We start from the raw sequence: 19977 nt of genomic DNA, 5'->3' as shown, positions 1-19977 counted from the left end.
CCTGCGGCATCATGGGCAAATTTTGCACGGCAGCCCAAAGGAAGCCCCATGAATCTGCCTCCCCGTCAGCAGCAAATCCTCGAGCTGGTTCGCGAACGCGGTTACGTCAGTATCGAGGAAATGGCCACGCTGTTCGTCGTCACACCGCAAACCATCCGCCGCGATATCAATCAGCTCGCGGAAGCCAATCTGTTGCGTCGCTACCATGGCGGCGCGGCCTACGATTCCAGTGTCGAAAACACCGCCTACGCCATGCGCGCCGACCAGATGCGCGATGAGAAACAGCGTATCGGTGAAGCCATTGCAGCCCAGATTCCCGATCACGCCTCGCTGTTCATCAATATCGGTACCACCACCGAATCGATTGCCCGGGCGCTGCTCAACCACAATCACCTGAAAATCATCACCAATAACCTGCACGTGGCCTCGATGCTCAGCGCCAAGGACGACTTCGACGTTCTGCTGACCGGTGGCAACGTGCGGCGCGATGGCGGTGTGGTCGGTCAGGCGAGTGTCGACTTTATCAACCAGTTCAAAGTCGACTTTGCGCTGGTGGGCATCAGCGGCATCGACGAAGACGGCAGCCTGCTGGACTTCGACTATCAGGAAGTGCGGGTGTCGCAGGCGATCATCGCCAATGCGCGGCAGGTGATTCTAGCGGCGGACTCCAGCAAATTCGGGCGCAACGCCATGATTCGTTTGGGGCCGATCAGCCTGATCGATTGCCTGGTCACCGACCAGCCGCCGGTGCCGGCGTTGGCGCAGTTGTTGAGTCAGCACAAGATTCGACTCGAAGTCGTTTAGTCCTTCAGAAGCAGCTCCCCTGTGGCGAGGGAGCTCGCTCCCGCTGGGTGGCGAAGCCGCCCCAAACCAGACAATGCGGTCTGCCAGGTAAACCACATCCCCTTTTTGGGAGTGCTGCGCACTCCAGCGGGAGCAAGCTCCCTCGCCACAAAGGTCAGCACCCCCTTCATTCAATGTTCGAAAATTTTCCTTTAACCACCCTTCGATCAGTTTTTTCAATCGAAGTTAGCTGGCTGTGGGCGTCTTTATGGGCTACCATTTTCGCAAATGAACATTAATGTTCGAATTCAAATACATAAAACAAGCACCGAGGCCAGCCGATGCCCACTTCCACCTTGCCTACGCCCCCTCTCGCTGAGGTCTACGACATCGCCGTCATCGGTGGCGGGATCAATGGCGTAGGGATCGCAGCGGATGCCGCCGGCCGCGGTCTTTCGGTGTTCCTTTGTGAAAAGGACGACTTGGCCAGCCACACGTCCTCGGCCAGCAGCAAGCTGATCCACGGTGGCCTGCGCTACCTCGAACATTACGAATTCCGCCTTGTGCGTGAAGCCCTCGCCGAGCGCGAAGTGCTGTTGGCCAAGGCGCCGCACATCGTCAAGCAGATGCGCTTCGTGTTGCCGCATCGCCCCCACTTGCGCCCGGCGTGGATGATTCGCGCCGGCCTGTTCCTGTATGACCACCTCGGCAAACGGGAAAAACTGGCAGGTTCGAAAAGCCTGAAGTTCGGTGCGGACAGCGCACTGAAAAGCGAAATAACCAAAGGCTTCGAATACTCCGATTGCTGGGTCGATGACGCGCGCCTCGTTGTGCTGAACGCCATGGCCGCCCGCGAAAAAGGCGCCCACGTTCACACCCAGACCCGTTGTGTCAGCGCTCGTCGCACCAAAGGCCTGTGGCACCTGCACCTGGAGCGTGCCGATGGCAGCCTGTTTTCGATCCGCGCCAAGGCCCTGGTGAATGCGGCCGGCCCGTGGGTGGCCAAGTTCATTCGTGACGACCTGAAGATGGAATCGCCATACGGTATCCGCCTGATCCAGGGCAGCCACCTGATCGTGCCGAAGCTGTACGAAGGCGAACACGCGCACATTCTGCAAAACGAAGATCAGCGCATCGTCTTCACCATTCCGTACCTGAACCATTTCACCCTGATCGGCACCACCGACCGTGAGTACACCGGCGATCCCGCCAAAGTGGCAATCACCGAAGGCGAAACCGACTACCTGCTGAAAGTGGTCAACGCCCACTTCAGGAAGCAGATCAGCCGCGACGATATCCTGCACAGCTATTCCGGCGTTCGCCCGCTGTGCAACGACGAATCCGACAACCCGTCGGCCGTCACCCGCGACTACACCCTGGCGCTGTCGGGCACTGGCGAAGAAGCGCCATTGTTGTCGGTGTTCGGCGGCAAGCTGACCACCTACCGCAAACTGGCCGAGTCGGCGCTGGCACAACTGGCACCGTACTTCACGCACATCAAGCCAAGCTGGACCGCCAGCGCCACGCTGCCGGGTGGCGAAGACATGACCACCCCGCAAGCCTTATGCGCTTTGATCCGCGACAAGTACGACTGGGTACCGACCGAAATCGCCCGCCGCTGGGCCACTACTTATGGCAGCCGCACCTGGCGCATGCTCGAAGGCGTACAGAACCTCAGTGACATGGGTGAACATATCGGCGGCGGGCTCTACACCCGCGAAGTCGATTACCTGTGCAGCGATGAGTGGGCGACCACCGCTCACGATATTTTGTGGCGTCGCAGCAAGCTCGGGCTGTTCACCACCCCGGCCGAACAGCAGAAGCTGGCGGATTACCTGAGCAAGGTTGAACAGAATCGCAGCAAGATCGAAGCGGCCTGATCGGGAAGCCGGTTAAAGCAAAGCCCCTGAATCGAGAGATTCAGGGGCTTTTTACTTTCCCCCAGCCACCACCTGTCAGGCCTGAGATCTCATTCGGTTTTCCGAACGCGACCCGTCAGTCGATTCGGTTAACCGGATTTTTCCTCGCGAAAAATAACGCCATAAATATTTAATACCCTTATAAATCAACACGTTGATCTATCACGCCTGGCCTGGCACGAGTCATGCTCTACACTTCTTCGACGAATGCCTGTTGCACCTCCTCAGGAGTACACCGGGATTCGAAGCACAAAAGGGCCGACGAACTGGCTCCATAAGAAAAACAATGTCGAGGAAAATTTGATGCGCATCGTTCCCCATATCCTGGGCGCAGCCATTGCTGCCGCTCTGATCAGCACTCCGGTTTTCGCCGCCGAACTCACCGGCACCCTGAAAAAGATCAAAGAGTCCGGTGTCATCACCCTCGGGCATCGTGATGCTTCCATTCCGTTTTCCTACATCGCGGACGCTTCCGGCAAACCGGTTGGCTACTCCCACGATCTGCAGCTGAAAATCGTTGAAGCCATCAAGAAAGACCTGGACATGCCGAACCTTCAGGTCAAATACAACCTGGTGACCTCGCAAACCCGTATCCCGCTGGTGCAGAACGGCACCGTGGACGTCGAGTGCGGCTCCACCACCAACAACGTCGAGCGTCAGCAGCAAGTTGACTTCTCCGTTGGCATCTTCGAGATCGGCACCCGTCTGCTGTCCAAGAAAGATTCGCCGTACAAAGACTTCACCGACCTCAAAGGCAAGAACGTCGTGACCACCGCGGGCACCACGTCCGAGCGCATCCTCAAGTCGATGAACGCCGACAAGCAAATGGGCATGAACGTCATCTCCGCCAAAGACCACGGCGAGTCCTTCCAGATGCTGGAATCGGGCCGCGCTGTTGCGTTCATGATGGACGACGCCCTGCTGGCCGGCGAAGCTGCCAAAGCCAAGAACGCCGCCGACTGGGCCGTAACCGGTACTCCACAGTCCTACGAAATCTACGGCTGCATGGTCCGCAAGGGCGACGAGCCGTTCAAAAAGGCTGTGGATGACGCCATCGTCGCCACCTACAAGTCGGGCGAGATCAACAAGATCTACGAAAAATGGTTCATGGCTCCGATCCCGCCAAAAGGCCTGAACCTGAACTTCCCGATGAGCGACGAGCTCAAGGCCCTGATCGCCAATCCGACCGATAAAGCGGCTGACGACAAGAAGTCCTGATTTTCTGACTACCCTTATCTCCTGAGAGGGCCGCTGCCCTCCCAGGAGTTTGTCACTCCCTGCTGGCATTTTTGGAAACACTCGAACCGGTGGCTGTCGAGCCGCTCGTGTGTGCCTGACTATCATGGTCGGGCGGGAACGGAGCTTCCCCAGGCGGGCACTTGTACATCGATCGATCTGAGGGGAGACCCTAATGAATTACAACTGGGACTGGGGCGTGTTCTTCAAGTCCACCGGCGTTGGCAGCGAGACTTATCTCGACTGGTACATCACCGGTCTGGGCTGGACCATTGCCATCGCCATCGTGGCCTGGATCATTGCCCTGACACTGGGCTCGATTCTGGGCGTCATGCGCACCGTGCCGAATCGCATCGTATCGGGCATCGCGACCTGCTACGTCGAACTCTTCCGTAACGTGCCGCTGCTGGTTCAGCTGTTCATCTGGTACTTCCTGGTACCCGATCTGCTGCCGCAAAACCTGCAGGACTGGTACAAACAGGACCTCAACCCGACCACTTCGGCTTTCCTCAGCGTCGTCGTCTGCCTGGGCCTGTTCACCACCGCTCGCGTTTGCGAACAAGTGCGCACCGGTATCCAGGCCCTGCCCAAAGGCCAGGAAGCCGCGGCCCGCGCCATGGGCTTCAAGCTGCCGCAGATCTACTGGAACGTGCTGCTGCCCCAGGCCTACCGGATCATCATTCCGCCGCTCACCTCGGAATTCCTCAACGTGTTCAAGAACACGTCCGTGGCCTCGCTGATCGGCCTGATGGAGCTGCTCGCGCAAACCAAACAGACCGCCGAGTTCTCCGCCAACTTGTTCGAGGCGTTCACCCTGGCAACCCTGATCTACTTCACCCTGAACATGAGCCTGATGCTGCTGATGCGCATGGTCGAGAAGAAAGTCGCCGTACCGGGCCTGATCTCCGTAGGGGGTAAATGATGGAATTCGACTTCTCGGGCATCATCCCGTCCCTGCCGGGCTTGTGGAACGGCATGGTCATGACCCTGCAACTGATGGCGCTGGGCGTGATCGGCGGGATCATCCTCGGCACCATCCTGGCGCTGTGCCGTCTGTCCCACAGCAAACTGCTGTCGAACCTGGCCGGCGCGTACGTTAACTACTTCCGCTCGATCCCGCTGCTGCTTGTGATCACCTGGTTCTATCTGGCGGTGCCGTTCGTACTGCGCTGGATCACCGGCGAAGACACCCCGATCGGCGCGTTCGCTTCGTGCATCGTGGCCTTCATGATGTTTGAAGCCGCGTACTTCTGCGAAATCGTCCGGGCCGGCGTGCAGTCGATTCCCAAGGGCCAGATGGGCGCAGCCCAGGCACTGGGCATGACGTACGGCCAGATGATGCGTCTGATCATCCTGCCGCAAGCGTTCCGCAAGATGACCCCGCTGTTGCTGCAACAAAGCATCATCCTGTTCCAGGACACCTCGCTGGTCTACGCGGTCGGCCTGGTGGACTTCCTCAATGCTTCGCGTGCCAGTGGCGACATTATTGGTCGCTCCAATGAGTTCCTGGTCTTCGCAGGTCTCGTGTACTTCACAATCAGCTTTGCCGCCTCGCTGCTGGTCAAGCGTCTGCAAAAAAGGTTTGCCGTATGATCTCTATCAAGAACATCAACAAGTGGTATGGCGACTTCCAGGTACTGACTGATTGCAGCACCGAGGTCAAAAAAGGCGAAGTGATCGTGGTGTGCGGGCCGTCCGGTTCCGGCAAATCGACCCTGATCAAATGCGTCAACGCGCTGGAACCGTTCCAGAAGGGCGACATCGTGGTCGATGGCACGTCCATCGCCGACCCGAAGACCAACCTGCCGAAACTGCGTTCGCGCGTGGGCATGGTGTTCCAGCATTTCGAACTGTTCCCGCACCTGACCATCACCGAAAACCTGACCATCGCGCAGATCAAGGTGTTGGGCCGCAGCAAGGAAGAAGCCACCAAGAAAGGCCTGCAACTGCTTGAGCGCGTCGGGCTGTCGGCCCATGCGCACAAGCATCCGGGTCAGCTTTCCGGTGGTCAGCAACAGCGCGTGGCGATTGCCCGTGCGCTGGCGATGGACCCGATCGTCATGCTGTTCGACGAACCGACCTCGGCGCTCGACCCGGAAATGGTCAACGAAGTGCTCGACGTGATGGTGCAACTGGCCCACGAAGGCATGACCATGATGTGCGTGACCCACGAAATGGGCTTCGCCCGCAAAGTGGCGGACCGGGTGATCTTCATGGACGCGGGCAAAATCATCGAGGACTGCCAGAAAGAAGAGTTCTTCGGCGACATCAGCCACCGTGCCGAGCGGACACAGCACTTCCTCAACAAAATTTTGCAGCACTAAGCCCTGCTACCGATCCCCTGTGGGAGCGAGCCTTTGTGGCGAGGGGGCTTGCCCCCGTTGGGTTGCGAAGCGACCCCTGCGTGTCGAAGTCAAACCGCATTCAACGGGTTTACGACTGCTTCGCAGCCGAACGGGGGCAAGCCCCCTCGCCACAGGTCGCTCCCACAAGGGGCCGGCTGTGATTGCCTAGCAAGTGTTGTGGTTGACCCAAGGCATCTGTGATGAAATGCGACCCCTCTCTCCATCGCGCAGCGCCGCCATCACTTGCCGTGAAACCCCGTCTGATTCGCCATTTGTTCCTGCCGCCGCTGATCATCGCCCTGATGATCGGATTGGGTTATGCCGGCTTCTGGATCAGTGAACACTACGGCATTCGCAGCCTCAGCGAGAACGGCCAGCGGCAGCTCGAACTGCACGCCCGCGCCGTCGAGAGCGAGATCAGCAAGTACACCTACCTGCCCAGCCTGCTGGAACTCGAATCCAGTGTGTCGAAACTGCTGGCCGACCCGTCGCCGGAACACCGGCAAACGGTCAATGATTACCTTGAAGGCCTGAACCGGCGCAGCCGCAGTCGGGCTATCTATGTGATGGACACCACCGGCCGTGTCATGGCCACCAGTAACTGGCGCGATGTCGACAGTTACCTCGGTGAAGACCTTTCCTTCCGCGCTTATTTTCAGAACGCCATTCGTGGCCAGCCCGGTCGTTTCTACGGCATCGGCAGCACCAACGGCGAACCCGGTTACTACCTGGCCCACGGCCTGGAAGAACACGGCAAGATCATCGGCGTCGCGGTGGTCAAAGTGCGCCTCGAAGCCATGGAAGAACGCTGGCAACGGGCGCGCCTCGAAGCGTTCGTCAGCGACGAGAACGGCATCATCATCCTCTCCAGCGATCCGGCGCGGCGCCTCAAGTCGGTCGTGCCGCTGAGCGACGAGACCAAGGAAAAACTCGCCCGCAGCCTCCAATACTACTGGTTCCCGCTGAACGAACTGCAACCGCTGGCCCGTGAAACCCTGGCCGAGGGTGTGGAGAAACTGACCTTCCCCGCCAACAGCGAAGTGGAGTCTGACGAAGAGGACATCAGCTACCTGGCCCAGACCCGGCCCCTGAGCGACACACCGTGGAATTTCACCCTGCTCACCCCGCTGCAGGATTTGCGCCGCGAGGCAATCAACCAAGGGATTCTGGTGGCGGTGGCGTTTGCCCTCGTTGCATTCCTGCTGATTGCCTGGAACGAGCGGCGCAAGGTCATCGCCACCCGCCTCGCCGCCCGGGAAGCCTTGCAGGAAGCCAACAATCAACTGGAGCGTCGGATTACCGAACGCACCACCGACCTGCGCGCCAGCAACGAGCGGCTCAAGGGGCAGATCCGCGAACGCCGGCAGGCTGAAGAGACGCTGCGCCGCGCCCAGGATGAACTGGTGCAGGCCGGCAAGCTCGCGGCCATCGGCCAGATGTCGACCAGCATTGCCCATGAATTGAACCAGCCATTGGCGGCGCTGCGCACCTTGTCCGGCAACACCGTGCGCTTTCTGGAGCGCGGTCAGCTGGATGTCGCCAGCACCAATCTCAAGACCATCAACGAATTGATCGACCGCATGGGCCGGATCACCGCCAGCCTGCGCTCCTTCGCCCGTCGTGGCGACGACAAAGGCCAGGCCTGCCTCGGCAAAGCCGTGGACGCGGCTCTGCAACTGCTCGGCGGTCGGGTGGAAAGTGTTCATCTGCAATTGCATCGGGAGTTCGCCGATGTGCAGGTGCAGATCGACCAGACCCGCCTCGAACAGATTCTGGTCAACCTGATCGGCAACGCCCTCGACGCCATGCAGGCCCAGCCGTTGCCGGAACTGTGGCTGGAAGGCGACGTCTTCGACGGCAAATATCGCCTGCGCGTGCGCGACAACGGCCACGGCATTGACGCCGAAGCGCGCAAGCACCTGTTCGAACCCTTCTTCACCACCAAACCCGGCGAACAAGGGCTGGGCCTCGGCCTGACCCTGTCCGCCAGCCTGGCCGCCGCCACTGGCGGGCACTTGGGTGTTGAACACCCGGCCAGCGGTGGTACCACCTTCGTCCTCAGTTTACCGTTGGTAAGCCCCACTCTCGCCGAGCCAATATGAACAACGACCTTAGTGTGCTGATCGTCGAAGACGACCCTCATGTGCTGCTCGGCTGCCAACAGGCGCTGACCCTGGAAGACATTCCCTGCGTCGGGGTCGGCAGCGCCGAAGAAGCGCTGGAACGGGTCGGCGACAATTTCGCCGGCATCGTCATCAGTGACATTCGCCTGCCCGGCATCGATGGCCTGGAGCTGCTGAACCGCCTCAAGGCCCGCGATCGCAGCCTGCCGGTGGTGCTGATTACCGGTCACGGCGACATCTCCATGGCGGTCGGCGCGATGCAAAAAGGCGCCTATGACTTCATGGAGAAACCCTTCTCCCCCGAACGCCTGGTGGACGTCGCCCGCCGTGCGCTGGAACAACGCAGCCTGGCCCGCGAAGTGACTTCGTTGCGCCGGCAACTGGCGGAGCGCGACTCGCTGGAAGGCCGGATCATCGGCCGTTCGCCAGCCATGCAGAACTTGCGCGAGTTGATCGCCAACGTCGCCGACACCTCGGCCAACGTGTTGATCGAAGGCGAGACCGGCACCGGTAAAGAACTGGTCGCGCGTTGCCTGCATGACTTCAGTCGCCGCCACACCAAACAATTCGTCGCGCTGAACTGCGGCGGCTTGCCGGAGAACCTGTTCGAAAGCGAAATCTTCGGTCACGAGGCCAACGCGTTCACCGGTGCCGGCAAGCGACGGATCGGCAAGATCGAACACGCCGATGGCGGCACGTTGTTCCTCGACGAAGTCGAAAGCATGCCCCTGCCCCTGCAAATCAAATTGCTGCGGGTGTTGCAAGAACGCACCCTCGAACGCCTCGGTTCGAACCAGAGCGTGGCGGTGGATTGCCGGGTGATCGCGGCCACCAAGTCCGACCTCGCCGAAACCAGCAAGACCGGTGAGTTCCGCAGCGACCTGTATTACCGCTTGAACGTGGTAACCCTGGAACTGCCACCGTTGCGCGAACGTCGCGAAGACATCCTGCAATTGTTCGAGCACTTTTTGCAGCAGTCCTCCCTGCGCTTTGACCGCGCCGTACCGGAGCTGGACAACCAGACCCTGTCGAACCTGATGAGCCACGACTGGCCGGGCAACGTGCGGGAACTGCGCAACGTCGCCGAACGCTTCGCCCTCGGCCTGCCGGCCTTCAAGAAAACCGGCGCCAGTGGCAGTAATCAGGGCCTGGCGTTCGCCGAAGCGGTGGAAGCCTTCGAACGCACCTTGCTCGGCGACGCCTTGCAACGCAGCGGCGGCAACCTGACCCAAGCCAGCCTGGAACTGGGCATGGCCAAGACCACGCTGTTCGACAAAGTCAAAAAGTACGGGCTGAGCCACTGATGGATCTGATTCTGAAAGCGGCTCTGGGTGCGGCGGTCGTGCTGATTCTGGCGGCGCTGGCCAAGACCAAAAATTACTACATCGCCGGGCTGGTGCCGTTGTTTCCGACCTTTGCGCTGATTGCGCATTTCATCGTCGGCAAAGGACGCTCGGTGGAAGATTTGAAGACCACCATCGTGTTTGGCATGTGGTCGATCATTCCGTACTTCGTTTACCTGGCGACGCTGTATGTGATGGTGGACCGGATGCGGCTGGAGGCTTCACTCGCCGTCGCGGCAGTGGGTTGGTTGATCGCGGCGACCATCCTCGTCACCGTGTGGGTCCGCCTTCACTCCTGACACCCCACAGGGGATCTCCATCAGGCTCACTGGCCCGTCCCTTGCATTTACCCCGCAAAGCCCTCCCGGCCGGTCTTCATGTTCGATGAACCCGGTGTCCGGGAGCGTCCGCCAAGGGTGAATCCTGACCGTGCCTATCCTAGATCCCGACCTGACCTTCACCGTCATTCTGCTGGTCGCTTTTTCCATCGTGCTGGACGTCATCGGCCAGCTCTGTTTCAAGCTCGGCCTGGACCGTTTGCCGGAACTCGAAGGCGGTTTTCGGCTGAACGCCTTCTGGGGCCAGGTGTTCAACGCGCCGCTGCTGTGGTGCGGGATCGGCGCCTATGCACTGGAGTTTTTCGTCTGGCTTGAAGCGTTGTCCCGAGCCCCTTTGAGCCTGTTGTTCCCGGCCGGAGCGCTGGCCTATTGCGGCGTGGTGCTGGCGGGCAAAGTGGTGCTGGGCGAAACCGTCAGCCACCGACGCTGGCTGGCAACCCTGGTGATTACGGTGGGCGTGATGCTCGTGTGTGCCGGCCATGCCTGATTCCAGATCGATGGATTGGCTGCACGGGCGGCTCGGAACCGTGGTGCTGTGGGCGCTGCTGATTGTTCTGGAAAGTGCCGGGCAGATTGCGACCAAGGTCGGCGGCGATCAGTTGGGGCAGATGACGTTTACCCTGCAATGGCTGCAAGCCGTAGTGGTCGACCCCGGCGTACTGAGTGCCGTGGGCTGCGGTATCGGCGCGTTTTTTGTGTGGATGCTGATCTTGCGACGTAGCAGTTTGTCGCTGGCGTTTCCGTTGAGTTCGCTGGTGTTTGTCGGGGTTTTGCTCGGCTCGTGGCTGGGGTTGGGGGAGCAGATCAGCGGGCTGCACTGGGTGGGGGTGGCGGTGATTATTGGCGGGATTGCGTTGTTGGCTGAAGGTGAAGAAAGCTAGATATCCATCGAACTTGAAGACGCCTTCGCGAGCAGGCTCGCTCCCACAAGGGAACGCATTCATTCTGGAGAAATGCGGTCAACTGTGGGAGCGAGCCTGCTCGCGAAGGCGTCAGTCCAGTCACCGAAATTTGTAAGCAATCGCCGCCTGCACTTCCCCCTGATTGCTATCCCCGACCGCTTTGACGATGCTGCTATCCGCCGCCGATCCCGTCAGGTGAATCCAGCTCGCACTGGTCAACAACGACCAATGCGGCGCCAGCGGAAACTCAAAACTCTGGGTCAACGCCACATTCTGCAAGCCACCTCCGGCGTTATAAGGCCGAATCCCGGAAGCCAGCGACTCATCCCCGCTGACACCAAAAAACGCCTGATTCTGCCGGGCATTGGCAAAGCGCGCCGTCACATTGGAGCTGCCAATCACCCCGCCACCCACGGGATAACCCACCTCCCCGCCGACACGGCCCAACATCCCGCCACGCGCGCCCACCGCTTGCCCGACCGAGGCAAACACTCGCCAGAAATCGGCCGGTGCGTACTGCACAAACCCGCCCACTTCGCCCATGTCCGGCACGTCGTGCAAGCCTTGCAGCTCACCGTTGGCAGTCCGTCCCGGCAGGTAATTGACGAACGGTCCGGCGCTGAAACCGTTGGCCTTCAACGCATTCCAGGTCAGGCCGTCATCCGTACCGAGGCTGACATCGCCCCAGTCCAGATCGAGGTACGGCACCGGCCGGACTTCGTAGCGACTGCCGCTCGGATCGTGTGGCTGATAGCTGAGACCGGCCCCGGCCTCTCCGGTAATGCCGGCCGCTGAAACGCTGGCCGACAGGCACGTCAGTGCAGCGAATAGAACAACAGTGATCCTCGACATGAGGCCATTCCTTGTACGGGACAGGCGCGCATCAATCCCCGTTTCACCTCCCCCGCGCAAGCACTCATGTTGTTTGTAGCGACCTACAAAAATTGTAGCTTCGCGGCGCTCAAATCCCGCCACAACCCCAGCCCTGCTGGGCCAGACCCGGTTGGCACAGTCCCTGCTCTACTCCCTTGGCAAGCGCAGACAGCGCGCAACGCCCAATAGGTACTGCAGATGATTGACTGGCATATCGTGTGTGATTTCGACGGGACCATCACCCGCACCGACGTGATCGACAGCATCCTCCAACGCTTCGCCGACCCGAGTTGGGAAGCGATCGAAAACGAGTGGCTGGCCGGTAGCATCGGTTCCCGTGAATGCCTCAGCCGCCAGCTCGCGCTGGTCAAGGCCACACCCAGTGAACTGCTCGGGTTCTTCGACGCCATCGAGATCGACCCGGACTTCCCCGACTTCGTCGACCACGCCATCGGCCTCGGCGCTTCGTTTGAAGTGGTCAGCGACGGCATCGAGCAAGGCATCGCCCGGATCCTGGCGCGCAACTATGTAAGCTTGTTGCCGATCCTCGCCAACCGCTTGCGGCAGCAAGGCCACGACAGCTGGCGCATCGACTTCCCGCATGCCAGCGACGCCTGCCGCGCCGCGTCCGGCAACTGCAAATGCAAATCCACCCCCAGCGCTAAACGAGTGCTGGTGATCGGCGATGGCCAGTCCGACATGTGCGTGGCCGCCACCGCCGATTTCGTGTTCGCCAAGGATCGCCTGGCCGAGCACTGCGAGCGCAACGGCATTCCTCATGCGCGCTTCGACAGCTTCGCCGAACTCCCTGCCCTGCTGGCCCTGCTGCCAAACGCCAGCGCCGCCAACGCCACCACTTTCAACGTTGAAACACAGGAACTCTTCCACCATGTCTGATATTCGAATCGCGACCCCTGAAGACCAGATCCTCCTGGATAAAGAAGCCAAATACTGCTCCTACGGCGACACCGTTCACTACATCGACCCACCGCGTATTTTCAGCCGTTGCAAGGGCTCCTACGTCTGGGACACCGAAGACCAGGCCTACCTCGACCTGCAAATGTGGTACTCGGCCGTCAACTTCGGCTACGCCAACCCGCGCCTGAACAACGCGCTGAAACAACAGATCGACACCCTGCCGCAGATCGCCAGCCAATACCTGCACAAAGGCAAGATCGAGCTCTCGGAAATGATCGCGGTCGACGCCAAGAAAAAGTTCGGCCTCGACGGTCGCGTGCACTTCAACGTCGGCGGTTCGCAATCCATCGAGGACTCGCTGAAAGTGGTGCGCAACGCCACCAACGGCAAAAGCCTGATGTTCGCCTTCGAGGGCGGTTATCACGGTCGGACCCTCGGCGCCTCGTCGATCACCTCCAGCTACCGCTATCGCCGTCGCTACGGGCACTTCGGCGAGCGCGCCAATTTCATCCCGTTCCCGTACCACTTCCGTGGCCCCAAAGGCATGACCAAGGAAGAATACGGCAGCCATTGCGTGCAGCAATTCGCCCGCCTGTTCGAGACCGAATACAACGGCGTCTGGGACCCCAAAGTCGGCCAGAGTGAATACGCAGCGTTCTACGTCGAGCCGATCCAGGGCACCGGCGGTTACGTGATTCCGCCGATGAACTTCTACAGCGAACTCAAGCATGTGCTGGATCAGCACGGCATTTTGATGGTCGTCGACGAAATCCAGATGGGCTTCTACCGCACCGGCAAGCTGTGGTCGATCGAGCACTTCGACGTCAAACCGGACGTCATCGTCTTCGGCAAAGCCTTGACCAACGGCCTCAATCCGCTGGGCGGCATCTGGGCCAAGGAAGAGTTGATCAACCCGAAAATCTTCCCGCCAGGGTCGACCCACTCGACCTTCGCTTCCAACCCGCTGGGCACGGCGGTGGGCCTGGAAATGTTCAAGATGACCAGCGAGTTCGACTACGGCGCGATGGTGATGAACAAGGGCAAATATTTCCTCGAAGGCCTGAAAGACTTGCAGAAACGCTACCCGATCATCGGCGACGTCGACGGTCTGGGCCTGGCCCTGCGCTGCGAAATCTGCGGCCCGGACGGCTTCACGCCGGACAAGGCGACCCTGGATTTCATGGTCGATGAAGGCATGAAGGGCGACATCGAAATCGACGGTAAACGCCTCGGCCTGATTCTCGATATGGGCGGTTACTACAAAAACGTGATCACCCTCGCGCCTTCGCTGGAAATCAGCTACCAGGAAATCGACCTCGGCATCGCCCTGCTCGACCGCTTGCTGCATCGAGCCATGAAACGATGAACGCGGTTTTTGAAGACGAAGTGCAGATCGACATGGGCGAAGGCAGCGCCGGTTTCGTTCTCGGTTCAGGGGAGGTCGCGGTGTTGTTGATCCACGGTCTCACCGGCACCCCGACTGAGTTGCGTCGGGTCGCCATGGGCCTGGCCAAGGCCGGGTGCACGGTGTATGTGCCAACCCTGGCCGGCCATTGCGGGAACAACGCCGACCTGCAAGCCACCGGTTGGCGCGACTGGTACGAAAGCGCGCGCAACACCTTCGTCGGCGTGCGACGCAAGCACGAGCATGTGTTTGTCGGCGGTCTGTCCATGGGCGCGGTGTTGTCGATGTACCTGGCCGCCGAGCATCCGGGGCAGATCGAAGGCTTGTTGCTGTACTCGACGACCCTGCGGTACGACGGCTGGAACATGCCTTGGGTGGCAAAATTGAGCAGCCTGGTGATGTCGCTTCCGTACGGCGTGCACCTGTGCCGCTTCAACGAAAAATCACCGTTCGGCATCAAGGACGAACGCTTGCGCGCGATTGTCGAGCGGCAGATGAAGGCCGGTGAAAGCAGCAATGCCGGACTGCTGACCATGTCCGGGGTCAGCGTTCGCGAATTGCATCGGTTAGTGGCGGCGGTGAAAAAACGCATGCCGCAGATCACCACTCAGGCATTGGTGCTGCACTCAAGGGAAGACGACATCACCAGCGCGTGGAATGCCGATTACGTGGAGCGAAAACTCGGCGGGCCGGTGGTGAAGGTGCTGCTCGACGATTGCTATCACATGATCACCGTCGACCTGCAATACCGCCGCGTGGTGGAGCTGAGCGCGGATTTCATCCAGCACCGTTTCATGCAACAAGGCTACGCCCCGCAGCCCATTCGCCAGGACTATCGCCAACTGGCCTGAACACGACCTGTAGCAATTGGCGAAGCCTGCTGCTACAGGGCGAAGTCGGCTACTGTATTGAAACGGTTTATCCGATCGGACTTGCTGCGATAAGCGAAACCCAATGACCAAAGAATCACCCGTCACCGCCCGACCGTTCGCCCTCTCCGGCTGGAGCCTGCAACGCAAACTGGTGCTCGCCTTCTGGCTGGTCAGCGTGATCCCGACCATGATCGCCGCCGAACTGGCGGCCACCACGCTGTCGCAGATTTTCGACAGTAACGTGCGCATCTGGCTGCAGGAATCGACCAAGATCGTCGAAGACGAAATCAGCGAGATCCTGCGCGACAACGCCCGGGCCGCGCAGTTGTTCCTGCGCTACACCCGCCCGCCCACGGATCGACTGTCGGCCAGGCACGACAAACTCACCACTGACATTGCCGACTCCATGGGCATCGACGTGGTGGCGCTGGTGCGCAACAGCGATCACAAAGTGGTGTTCAGCACCGTCGCCGACGACATCGTCCGGCAAATCAGCACCGAGCCCAAAGCGGTGTTGCAGACCCTGCAAGTCGGCGGCGTGGCGACCGGGACGGTGGTCTCGACCTTCGAGACCGATCAGGACAACGTCGACTACAAACTGGTGGTCGCGACGTACCTCGACAGCAGTTTCCTCACCAGCGTGGCCGACGTGCATTCTCTTGATCTGCGCCTGTACCTGGCCAAGGCCGACGACTTCTCGGAGATCTTCGCCACCCAGCGCTTCGAAGATCACCCGACGACCGTGCCGGAGAAAATCGAACAGATCCTGCGCACCACCAAGCAACCGATCGAACAATTCACCAACCGCTACAGCGGCATCTATCAACCGATCCTCAATGAAAACGGCGAGCTGCAAGGCGTGATCTTCAGCGGCCTGCTGCGCCATACCAGCCTGGTCGGGCTAGTGAACCAGAGCAACCTGTTCATCCTGATTTTCCTGCTCAGCTCGGCGGCGTCCCTGGCGGTCGGCTGGCTGGTGTCGCAGCGCCTGACCAAGCCCTTGCGCGGCTTGGCCAAAGGCGTGCAAGCGGTGATTGCCGGCGATTACCGCCAGCGCCTGGAGGTCACCGGCGGCGACGAACTGGCGGAACTGAGCAGCACGTTCAACCACATGAGCGAACGCCTCGGCGAGTTGCAACACCTGGAATCGCAGCTGCGCCGTCGCGACCGTCTACATGCGCTGGGCGAAGTGGCGATGGGCCTGGCCCATGAAATCCGCAACCCGCTGGGCATCATCAAAACCGCCACGCAATTGCTGCACCGGCGCGCCGATTTGCCCGAGACCGACAAGCGTCACCTGGAATACGTGGTCAGCGAAGTCAGCCGCATCAACGACCTGATCACCGACTTCCTCGACTTCGCCAAGCCCAGCGCACCGATGCGCTCGACGCAGCTGGCCCGCCCGCTGGTGGATGAATTGATCGGCTTCTGTGCGCCGGAACTGGCCAGCCACCACATCGAAGTGCACATCGACGACCGGGCGCCGGCCGCGACCCTGTATGCCGACGCGCGGCAACTCAAGCAGGCCGGGCTGAACCTGATCGTCAATGCCATCGACGCCATGCCCGGGGGCGGTCGCCTGACGGTCGGGATCAGCAGCGAGCAGCACTACACCGTCATCCGCATCAGCGATACCGGCCAGGGCATCGCAGCGGACATGCTCGAACGGATCTTCACGCCGTTCGTCACCACCAAGGCGTCCGGCACCGGGCTGGGTCTGGCCAAGGTCTTCTCGATCATGGAAAGTCACGACGGACGCATCGAATGCGTCAGTGAAATAGAAGCCGGGGCGACGTTCACCTTGTACATTCCGGCCAACGGCGAACCGTTCGACAGGGGCAGTGATGACACATAACGTACTGGTAGTCGACGACGAACCCAAGCTGTGCGACCTGCTGGCATCGGCGTTGAGTCAGAGCGGCATTCAGGTGTTCACCGCTGGCAATGGCCTGCACGCGCTCAAGGTGCTGGAGTGCGATGACATCGACCTGGTGATCAGCGACTGGCGCATGCCCGGCATGGACGGCCCGCAATTGCTCGCGGAAATCAAAACCCGATATCCGCACTTGCCGGTGATCGTCATGACCGCCTACAGCACGGTGAAAAACGCCGTGCAGTCGATGCGCAACGGCGCCTTCGACTACATCGCCAAACCGTTCGACATCGACGAACTGGACATCACCGTCAACAAGGCCCTGCAGTTTCGCGACATCCTCAAAGACAACCAGCGCATGCGCGCCGAACTCGATGAACACCAGCAGATCGACAGCCTGATCGGCGACAGCCCGAGCTTCCGACGGGTGCTGCACGCCATCGACTCGGTGCGTGAAAGCAACGCGACCATCCTGCTGACCGGCGAGAGCGGCACCGGCAAGGAAATGGTCGCCCGCGCCATCCACAAACACGGCAATCGCGCGGACAAGCCATTCGTCGCGGTGAACTGCGCGGCGATCCCGGAAGGCCTGCTGGAAAGCGAAATGTTCGGCCACCGCAAAGGCGCGTTTACCGGCGCCGTGGCAGATCGGGTCGGGCGTTTCATGCAGGCGGACAAGGGCACGTTATTTCTCGATGAAATCGGTGAAATGCCGTTGGCCTTGCAGGCGAAAATCCTTCGGGCGTTGCAGGAGCGAGTGATCGAACCGGTGGGCGATCCGCGCGAGCGCAAGGTGGATGTGCGGGTGATCGCGGCGACCAACAAGAACTTGCTGGACGCGGTGGCGAACAAGGAGTTTCGCGAAGACCTTTACTACCGCCTCAACGTGTTCCCGATCCCGTTGCCGGCGCTGCGCGAACGGGTCGAAGACATCGCGCCGCTGGCCCGGCATTTCGCCCATACGCTGGGGGCCACGGCGGGCAAACGCATCACCGGTTTCAGCGCCGAGGCGTTGCAGGCGATGGCCAATTATTCGTGGCCGGGGAATATCCGAGAACTGCAAAACTGCGTGGAGCGCGCGACCATCGTCGCGTCCGCGGCGGTGATTGAAGAGGATGATCTGCCGGCGTATTTGTTTGCGTCGCGATCGGCTGACAGCGGTGTACTGATCGCGGAAGGCAGTGTGCCAGCGGACCTGGAAGCGGCGCTGGCCCAAGTGGAGAAGTCCTACATTCTGGCGGCGTTGGCGCAGAGCAATGGCGTGCAGGCTGCGGCGGCGCAGTTGATCGGAATCTCCGAGCGCAGCTTTTGGTATCGGCTGAAAAAACTGGGGATACATGTGGACAAGATTGTCCGCTGATCACTGAACCCTGCGGCGATTGCCCATCGTCGCACGGCTAGTGCGCATACACCTTCTGCAACTGTGCTTGGCTCATGGCGTCTTCAAAGGGCACCGGCACCGATTTCACCGCGCCGTAGAGGTTGCGATAGCGCCAGTAGCTGCCGTTGGTGGCCAGTTGATAACCGCGCTCGACCACCCTCTGACCATCGAGAACATAACGCAAGGTTTCCTGGGCCGCCGGCGGTGGCGTTGGCTGCATCAGGTCGGTGGCGAGCACCCGCATCGACTCATCAATGCACTCGTTGAGCACTGCCGTGACCTTCGCCAGGTCAAGACCGCCGTCGTCGATGCACTGGCTGCCGCAGCGCCGGATCGGTTGGCTGACCACTTCGATGCGCATGCGATACAGCGCCGAACCGGCGATATCCTGAACCTGCACCTGATTGATCAGCACAAAACTGCCACGGTCAGGGCCGAGCATCAGCTTGGGTTCGATGACCAAACGTGCGGTGACGGCCCCTTCGCCCTGTTTGAGCCCGGCCACGTTCGAGGCCTGTTGATAACGCTGTTGCAGACGCTCCTGTAACGGTATGCCGGAGAGTAAGTCGGCCATGGGCCGCGCCTCATTGAGCGCCGCTTTTTCGGCATCGCGCTGCAAGGTGCCGCTGCCCATTTGAGTATTGACCAGGCTGGCAACCAACACGCCAGCAAGCCCGGCACTGTTGCCCGAACTCGCCACCATGTTGTAACTCGAGGTCGCGGCGGCCTGGGCTGCCTTGGTATCGATCACCGTGCTGGCACCGACAAACGTCGGTGGTAGTTGCACCTCAACCTTCAGCCCGTGAGCCTGGACATAGGGCAACGCGCCCTGATCCTTGAAACCGGGTTCGAGGCCCGGTTTCTGCGCACAACCGCCCAACATCAGCAACGTCAGCGCCGCAGCAGCTGCGCTTGAGCGTTTCATTGTGCGAACGGGGTAATCATTTGCTGACGGCTCGTGTCCATGGCCTGGTAGAAAGCGTTGGACAAGTTGGCGTAGTTTGGCTCATCCCATTCGCCCTGAGCGGCTTGTACCGCGGCAAAAGGTTGGAACCACAACAGTTTGTTGTCCGCCAGATCGACCACCATGCCCTGCCCGGTCACCTGGGCCATTGGCGCGCTGGTTGGAACGACACTGTAGTAGCTGCGAGTGGCGCCGGTGGCGAAGACGTTGACCAACAGCAGGCGATCGACACCATGAGCGGTTTTGATCGGGGTCAAGTCGCGAACCGTGTAGCCTTCGCGGAAACTGGTTTCCTTGAATTTTTGCAGGTCCAGCGGCTCGTCGATCCGCTTGGCCTTGTAGCCTTTGGCTTGCAGCTTGGCGACGATCACATCCGGCAACGTATTAAGGTCGCGGGTCTGCCAATGCTCCACGTTGTCGCTGAGCTTGCTGTTGACGCCGCGGTTGATCGCGTAATCGATAAGGCCCTGATTACCGGTCAGAGCCAGCACCGGCGCTGGCAGCACCGTGATTGCCACGCCGATGGTCGGCTCTTTGGCATCCCAGAATTGATGGTCCAGCGGTACGGGAGGCTGGACGTGGGCGCACCCGGTGAGGGTCAGACAGGCCAGCAACGTGATGGCAGCCCAAGTACGAAACGCGCGAAAGGTCATGGATCAAGTCCCTATGATTGATAACAGTGCTTCCTGTGTCGGCAGCCTT

The 19977-nt window shown here is 60.5% G+C and carries 19 protein-coding genes; 16 read left to right on the top strand and 3 right to left on the bottom strand.

From position 1 onward, the window contains the following. Positions 1 to 48: 48 nt before the first annotated feature. From AC07N8_RS01740 to AC07N8_RS01690, 11 genes are all read left to right on the top strand, one after another. Positions 49 to 804: a DeoR family transcriptional regulator gene (locus AC07N8_RS01740; RefSeq protein WP_007943555.1), complete on the top strand. Its 756-nt coding sequence runs from the start codon at positions 49 to 51 to the stop codon at positions 802 to 804. A 320-nt stretch (positions 805 to 1124) separates the two neighbouring features. Further along, positions 1125 to 2663: a glycerol-3-phosphate dehydrogenase gene (glpD, locus tag AC07N8_RS01735; RefSeq protein WP_493142339.1), complete on the top strand. Its 1539-nt coding sequence runs from the start codon at positions 1125 to 1127 to the stop codon at positions 2661 to 2663. 342 nt (positions 2664 to 3005) lie between these two features. Then, positions 3006 to 3920 (top strand): glutamate/aspartate ABC transporter substrate-binding protein, encoded by a 915-nt coding sequence (locus tag AC07N8_RS01730; RefSeq protein WP_493142337.1) that lies wholly within the window; start codon positions 3006 to 3008, stop codon positions 3918 to 3920. Between the two features lie 193 nt (positions 3921 to 4113). Continuing rightward, positions 4114 to 4860: an amino acid ABC transporter permease gene (locus AC07N8_RS01725; RefSeq protein ID WP_483841884.1), complete on the top strand. Its 747-nt coding sequence runs from the start codon at positions 4114 to 4116 to the stop codon at positions 4858 to 4860. Continuing rightward, the gene (locus AC07N8_RS01720; RefSeq protein WP_123434953.1) at positions 4860 to 5531 is read left to right on the top strand and encodes an amino acid ABC transporter permease; all 672 of its coding nucleotides are present in this window, start codon (positions 4860 to 4862) and stop codon (positions 5529 to 5531) included. The genes AC07N8_RS01725 and AC07N8_RS01720 overlap by 1 nt, the downstream gene beginning before the upstream one ends. Beyond that, positions 5528 to 6262, top strand: coding sequence for an amino acid ABC transporter ATP-binding protein (locus tag AC07N8_RS01715; RefSeq protein WP_123434954.1), 735 nt, complete (start codon positions 5528 to 5530; stop codon positions 6260 to 6262). Before AC07N8_RS01720 ends, AC07N8_RS01715 begins: the two co-directional genes overlap by 4 nt. Before the next feature lie 221 nt (positions 6263 to 6483). Further along, the gene (aauS, locus tag AC07N8_RS01710; protein ID WP_493142336.1) at positions 6484 to 8385 is read left to right on the top strand and encodes a two-component sensor histidine kinase AauS; all 1902 of its coding nucleotides are present in this window, start codon (positions 6484 to 6486) and stop codon (positions 8383 to 8385) included. Beyond that, on the top strand, positions 8382 to 9710 hold the full coding sequence (aauR, locus tag AC07N8_RS01705; protein ID WP_493142334.1) for a two-component response regulator AauR: 1329 nt from the start codon (positions 8382 to 8384) through the stop codon (positions 9708 to 9710). The genes aauS and aauR overlap by 4 nt, the downstream gene beginning before the upstream one ends. An 8-nt stretch (positions 9711 to 9718) precedes the next feature. Continuing rightward, positions 9719 to 10048, top strand: coding sequence for a GlpM family protein (locus AC07N8_RS01700; RefSeq protein ID WP_191624655.1), 330 nt, complete (start codon positions 9719 to 9721; stop codon positions 10046 to 10048). A 151-nt stretch (positions 10049 to 10199) separates the two neighbouring features. Beyond that, positions 10200 to 10574: a DMT family transporter gene (locus tag AC07N8_RS01695; protein WP_493142526.1), complete on the top strand. Its 375-nt coding sequence runs from the start codon at positions 10200 to 10202 to the stop codon at positions 10572 to 10574. After that, the gene (locus AC07N8_RS01690) at positions 10567 to 10968 is read left to right on the top strand and encodes a DMT family transporter (protein ID WP_493142332.1); all 402 of its coding nucleotides are present in this window, start codon (positions 10567 to 10569) and stop codon (positions 10966 to 10968) included. The genes AC07N8_RS01695 and AC07N8_RS01690 overlap by 8 nt, the downstream gene beginning before the upstream one ends. 120 nt (positions 10969 to 11088) lie before the next feature. Here AC07N8_RS01690 and AC07N8_RS01685 read toward each other — a convergent pair whose 3' ends face one another. Then, the gene (locus AC07N8_RS01685; protein ID WP_493142330.1) at positions 11089 to 11841 is read right to left on the bottom strand and encodes a MipA/OmpV family protein; all 753 of its coding nucleotides are present in this window, start codon (positions 11839 to 11841) and stop codon (positions 11089 to 11091) included. A 219-nt stretch (positions 11842 to 12060) separates the two neighbouring features. Between AC07N8_RS01685 and AC07N8_RS01680 the strand changes: the two genes are divergently transcribed. The 5 genes from AC07N8_RS01680 to AC07N8_RS01660 all read left to right on the top strand — a co-directional run bounded on the left by AC07N8_RS01680 (position 12061) and on the right by AC07N8_RS01660 (position 18290). Continuing rightward, positions 12061 to 12759 (top strand): MtnX-like HAD-IB family phosphatase, encoded by a 699-nt coding sequence (locus AC07N8_RS01680; protein WP_493142328.1) that lies wholly within the window; start codon positions 12061 to 12063, stop codon positions 12757 to 12759. Next, complete coding sequence (locus tag AC07N8_RS01675) at positions 12752 to 14146, top strand: aspartate aminotransferase family protein (protein ID WP_493142327.1); 1395 nt, start codon at positions 12752 to 12754, stop codon at positions 14144 to 14146. The genes AC07N8_RS01680 and AC07N8_RS01675 overlap by 8 nt, the downstream gene beginning before the upstream one ends. After that, positions 14143 to 15036: an alpha/beta hydrolase gene (locus AC07N8_RS01670; RefSeq protein ID WP_483841891.1), complete on the top strand. Its 894-nt coding sequence runs from the start codon at positions 14143 to 14145 to the stop codon at positions 15034 to 15036. Before AC07N8_RS01675 ends, AC07N8_RS01670 begins: the two co-directional genes overlap by 4 nt. Positions 15037 to 15139: 103 nt before the next feature. Beyond that, positions 15140 to 16912 carry a sensor histidine kinase gene (locus tag AC07N8_RS01665; RefSeq protein WP_493142325.1) on the top strand — a complete coding sequence of 591 codons (1773 nt, stop codon included), beginning with the start codon at positions 15140 to 15142 and terminating at the stop codon, positions 16910 to 16912. Beyond that, positions 16902 to 18290: a sigma-54-dependent transcriptional regulator gene (locus AC07N8_RS01660; protein ID WP_493142323.1), complete on the top strand. Its 1389-nt coding sequence runs from the start codon at positions 16902 to 16904 to the stop codon at positions 18288 to 18290. Before AC07N8_RS01665 ends, AC07N8_RS01660 begins: the two co-directional genes overlap by 11 nt. A 37-nt stretch (positions 18291 to 18327) precedes the next feature. Here AC07N8_RS01660 and AC07N8_RS01655 read toward each other — a convergent pair whose 3' ends face one another. Continuing rightward, positions 18328 to 19236: a hypothetical protein gene (locus tag AC07N8_RS01655; protein ID WP_493142321.1), complete on the bottom strand. Its 909-nt coding sequence runs from the start codon at positions 19234 to 19236 to the stop codon at positions 18328 to 18330. Next, positions 19233 to 19928, bottom strand: coding sequence for a hypothetical protein (locus AC07N8_RS01650; protein WP_493142320.1), 696 nt, complete (start codon positions 19926 to 19928; stop codon positions 19233 to 19235). The genes AC07N8_RS01655 and AC07N8_RS01650 overlap by 4 nt, the downstream gene beginning before the upstream one ends. Positions 19929 to 19977: the final 49 nt, after the last annotated feature.

Source organism: Pseudomonas sp. GW821-FHT10C09, assembly GCF_059415465.1.
This window is presented reverse-complemented; position numbering and strand designations above follow the sequence as displayed.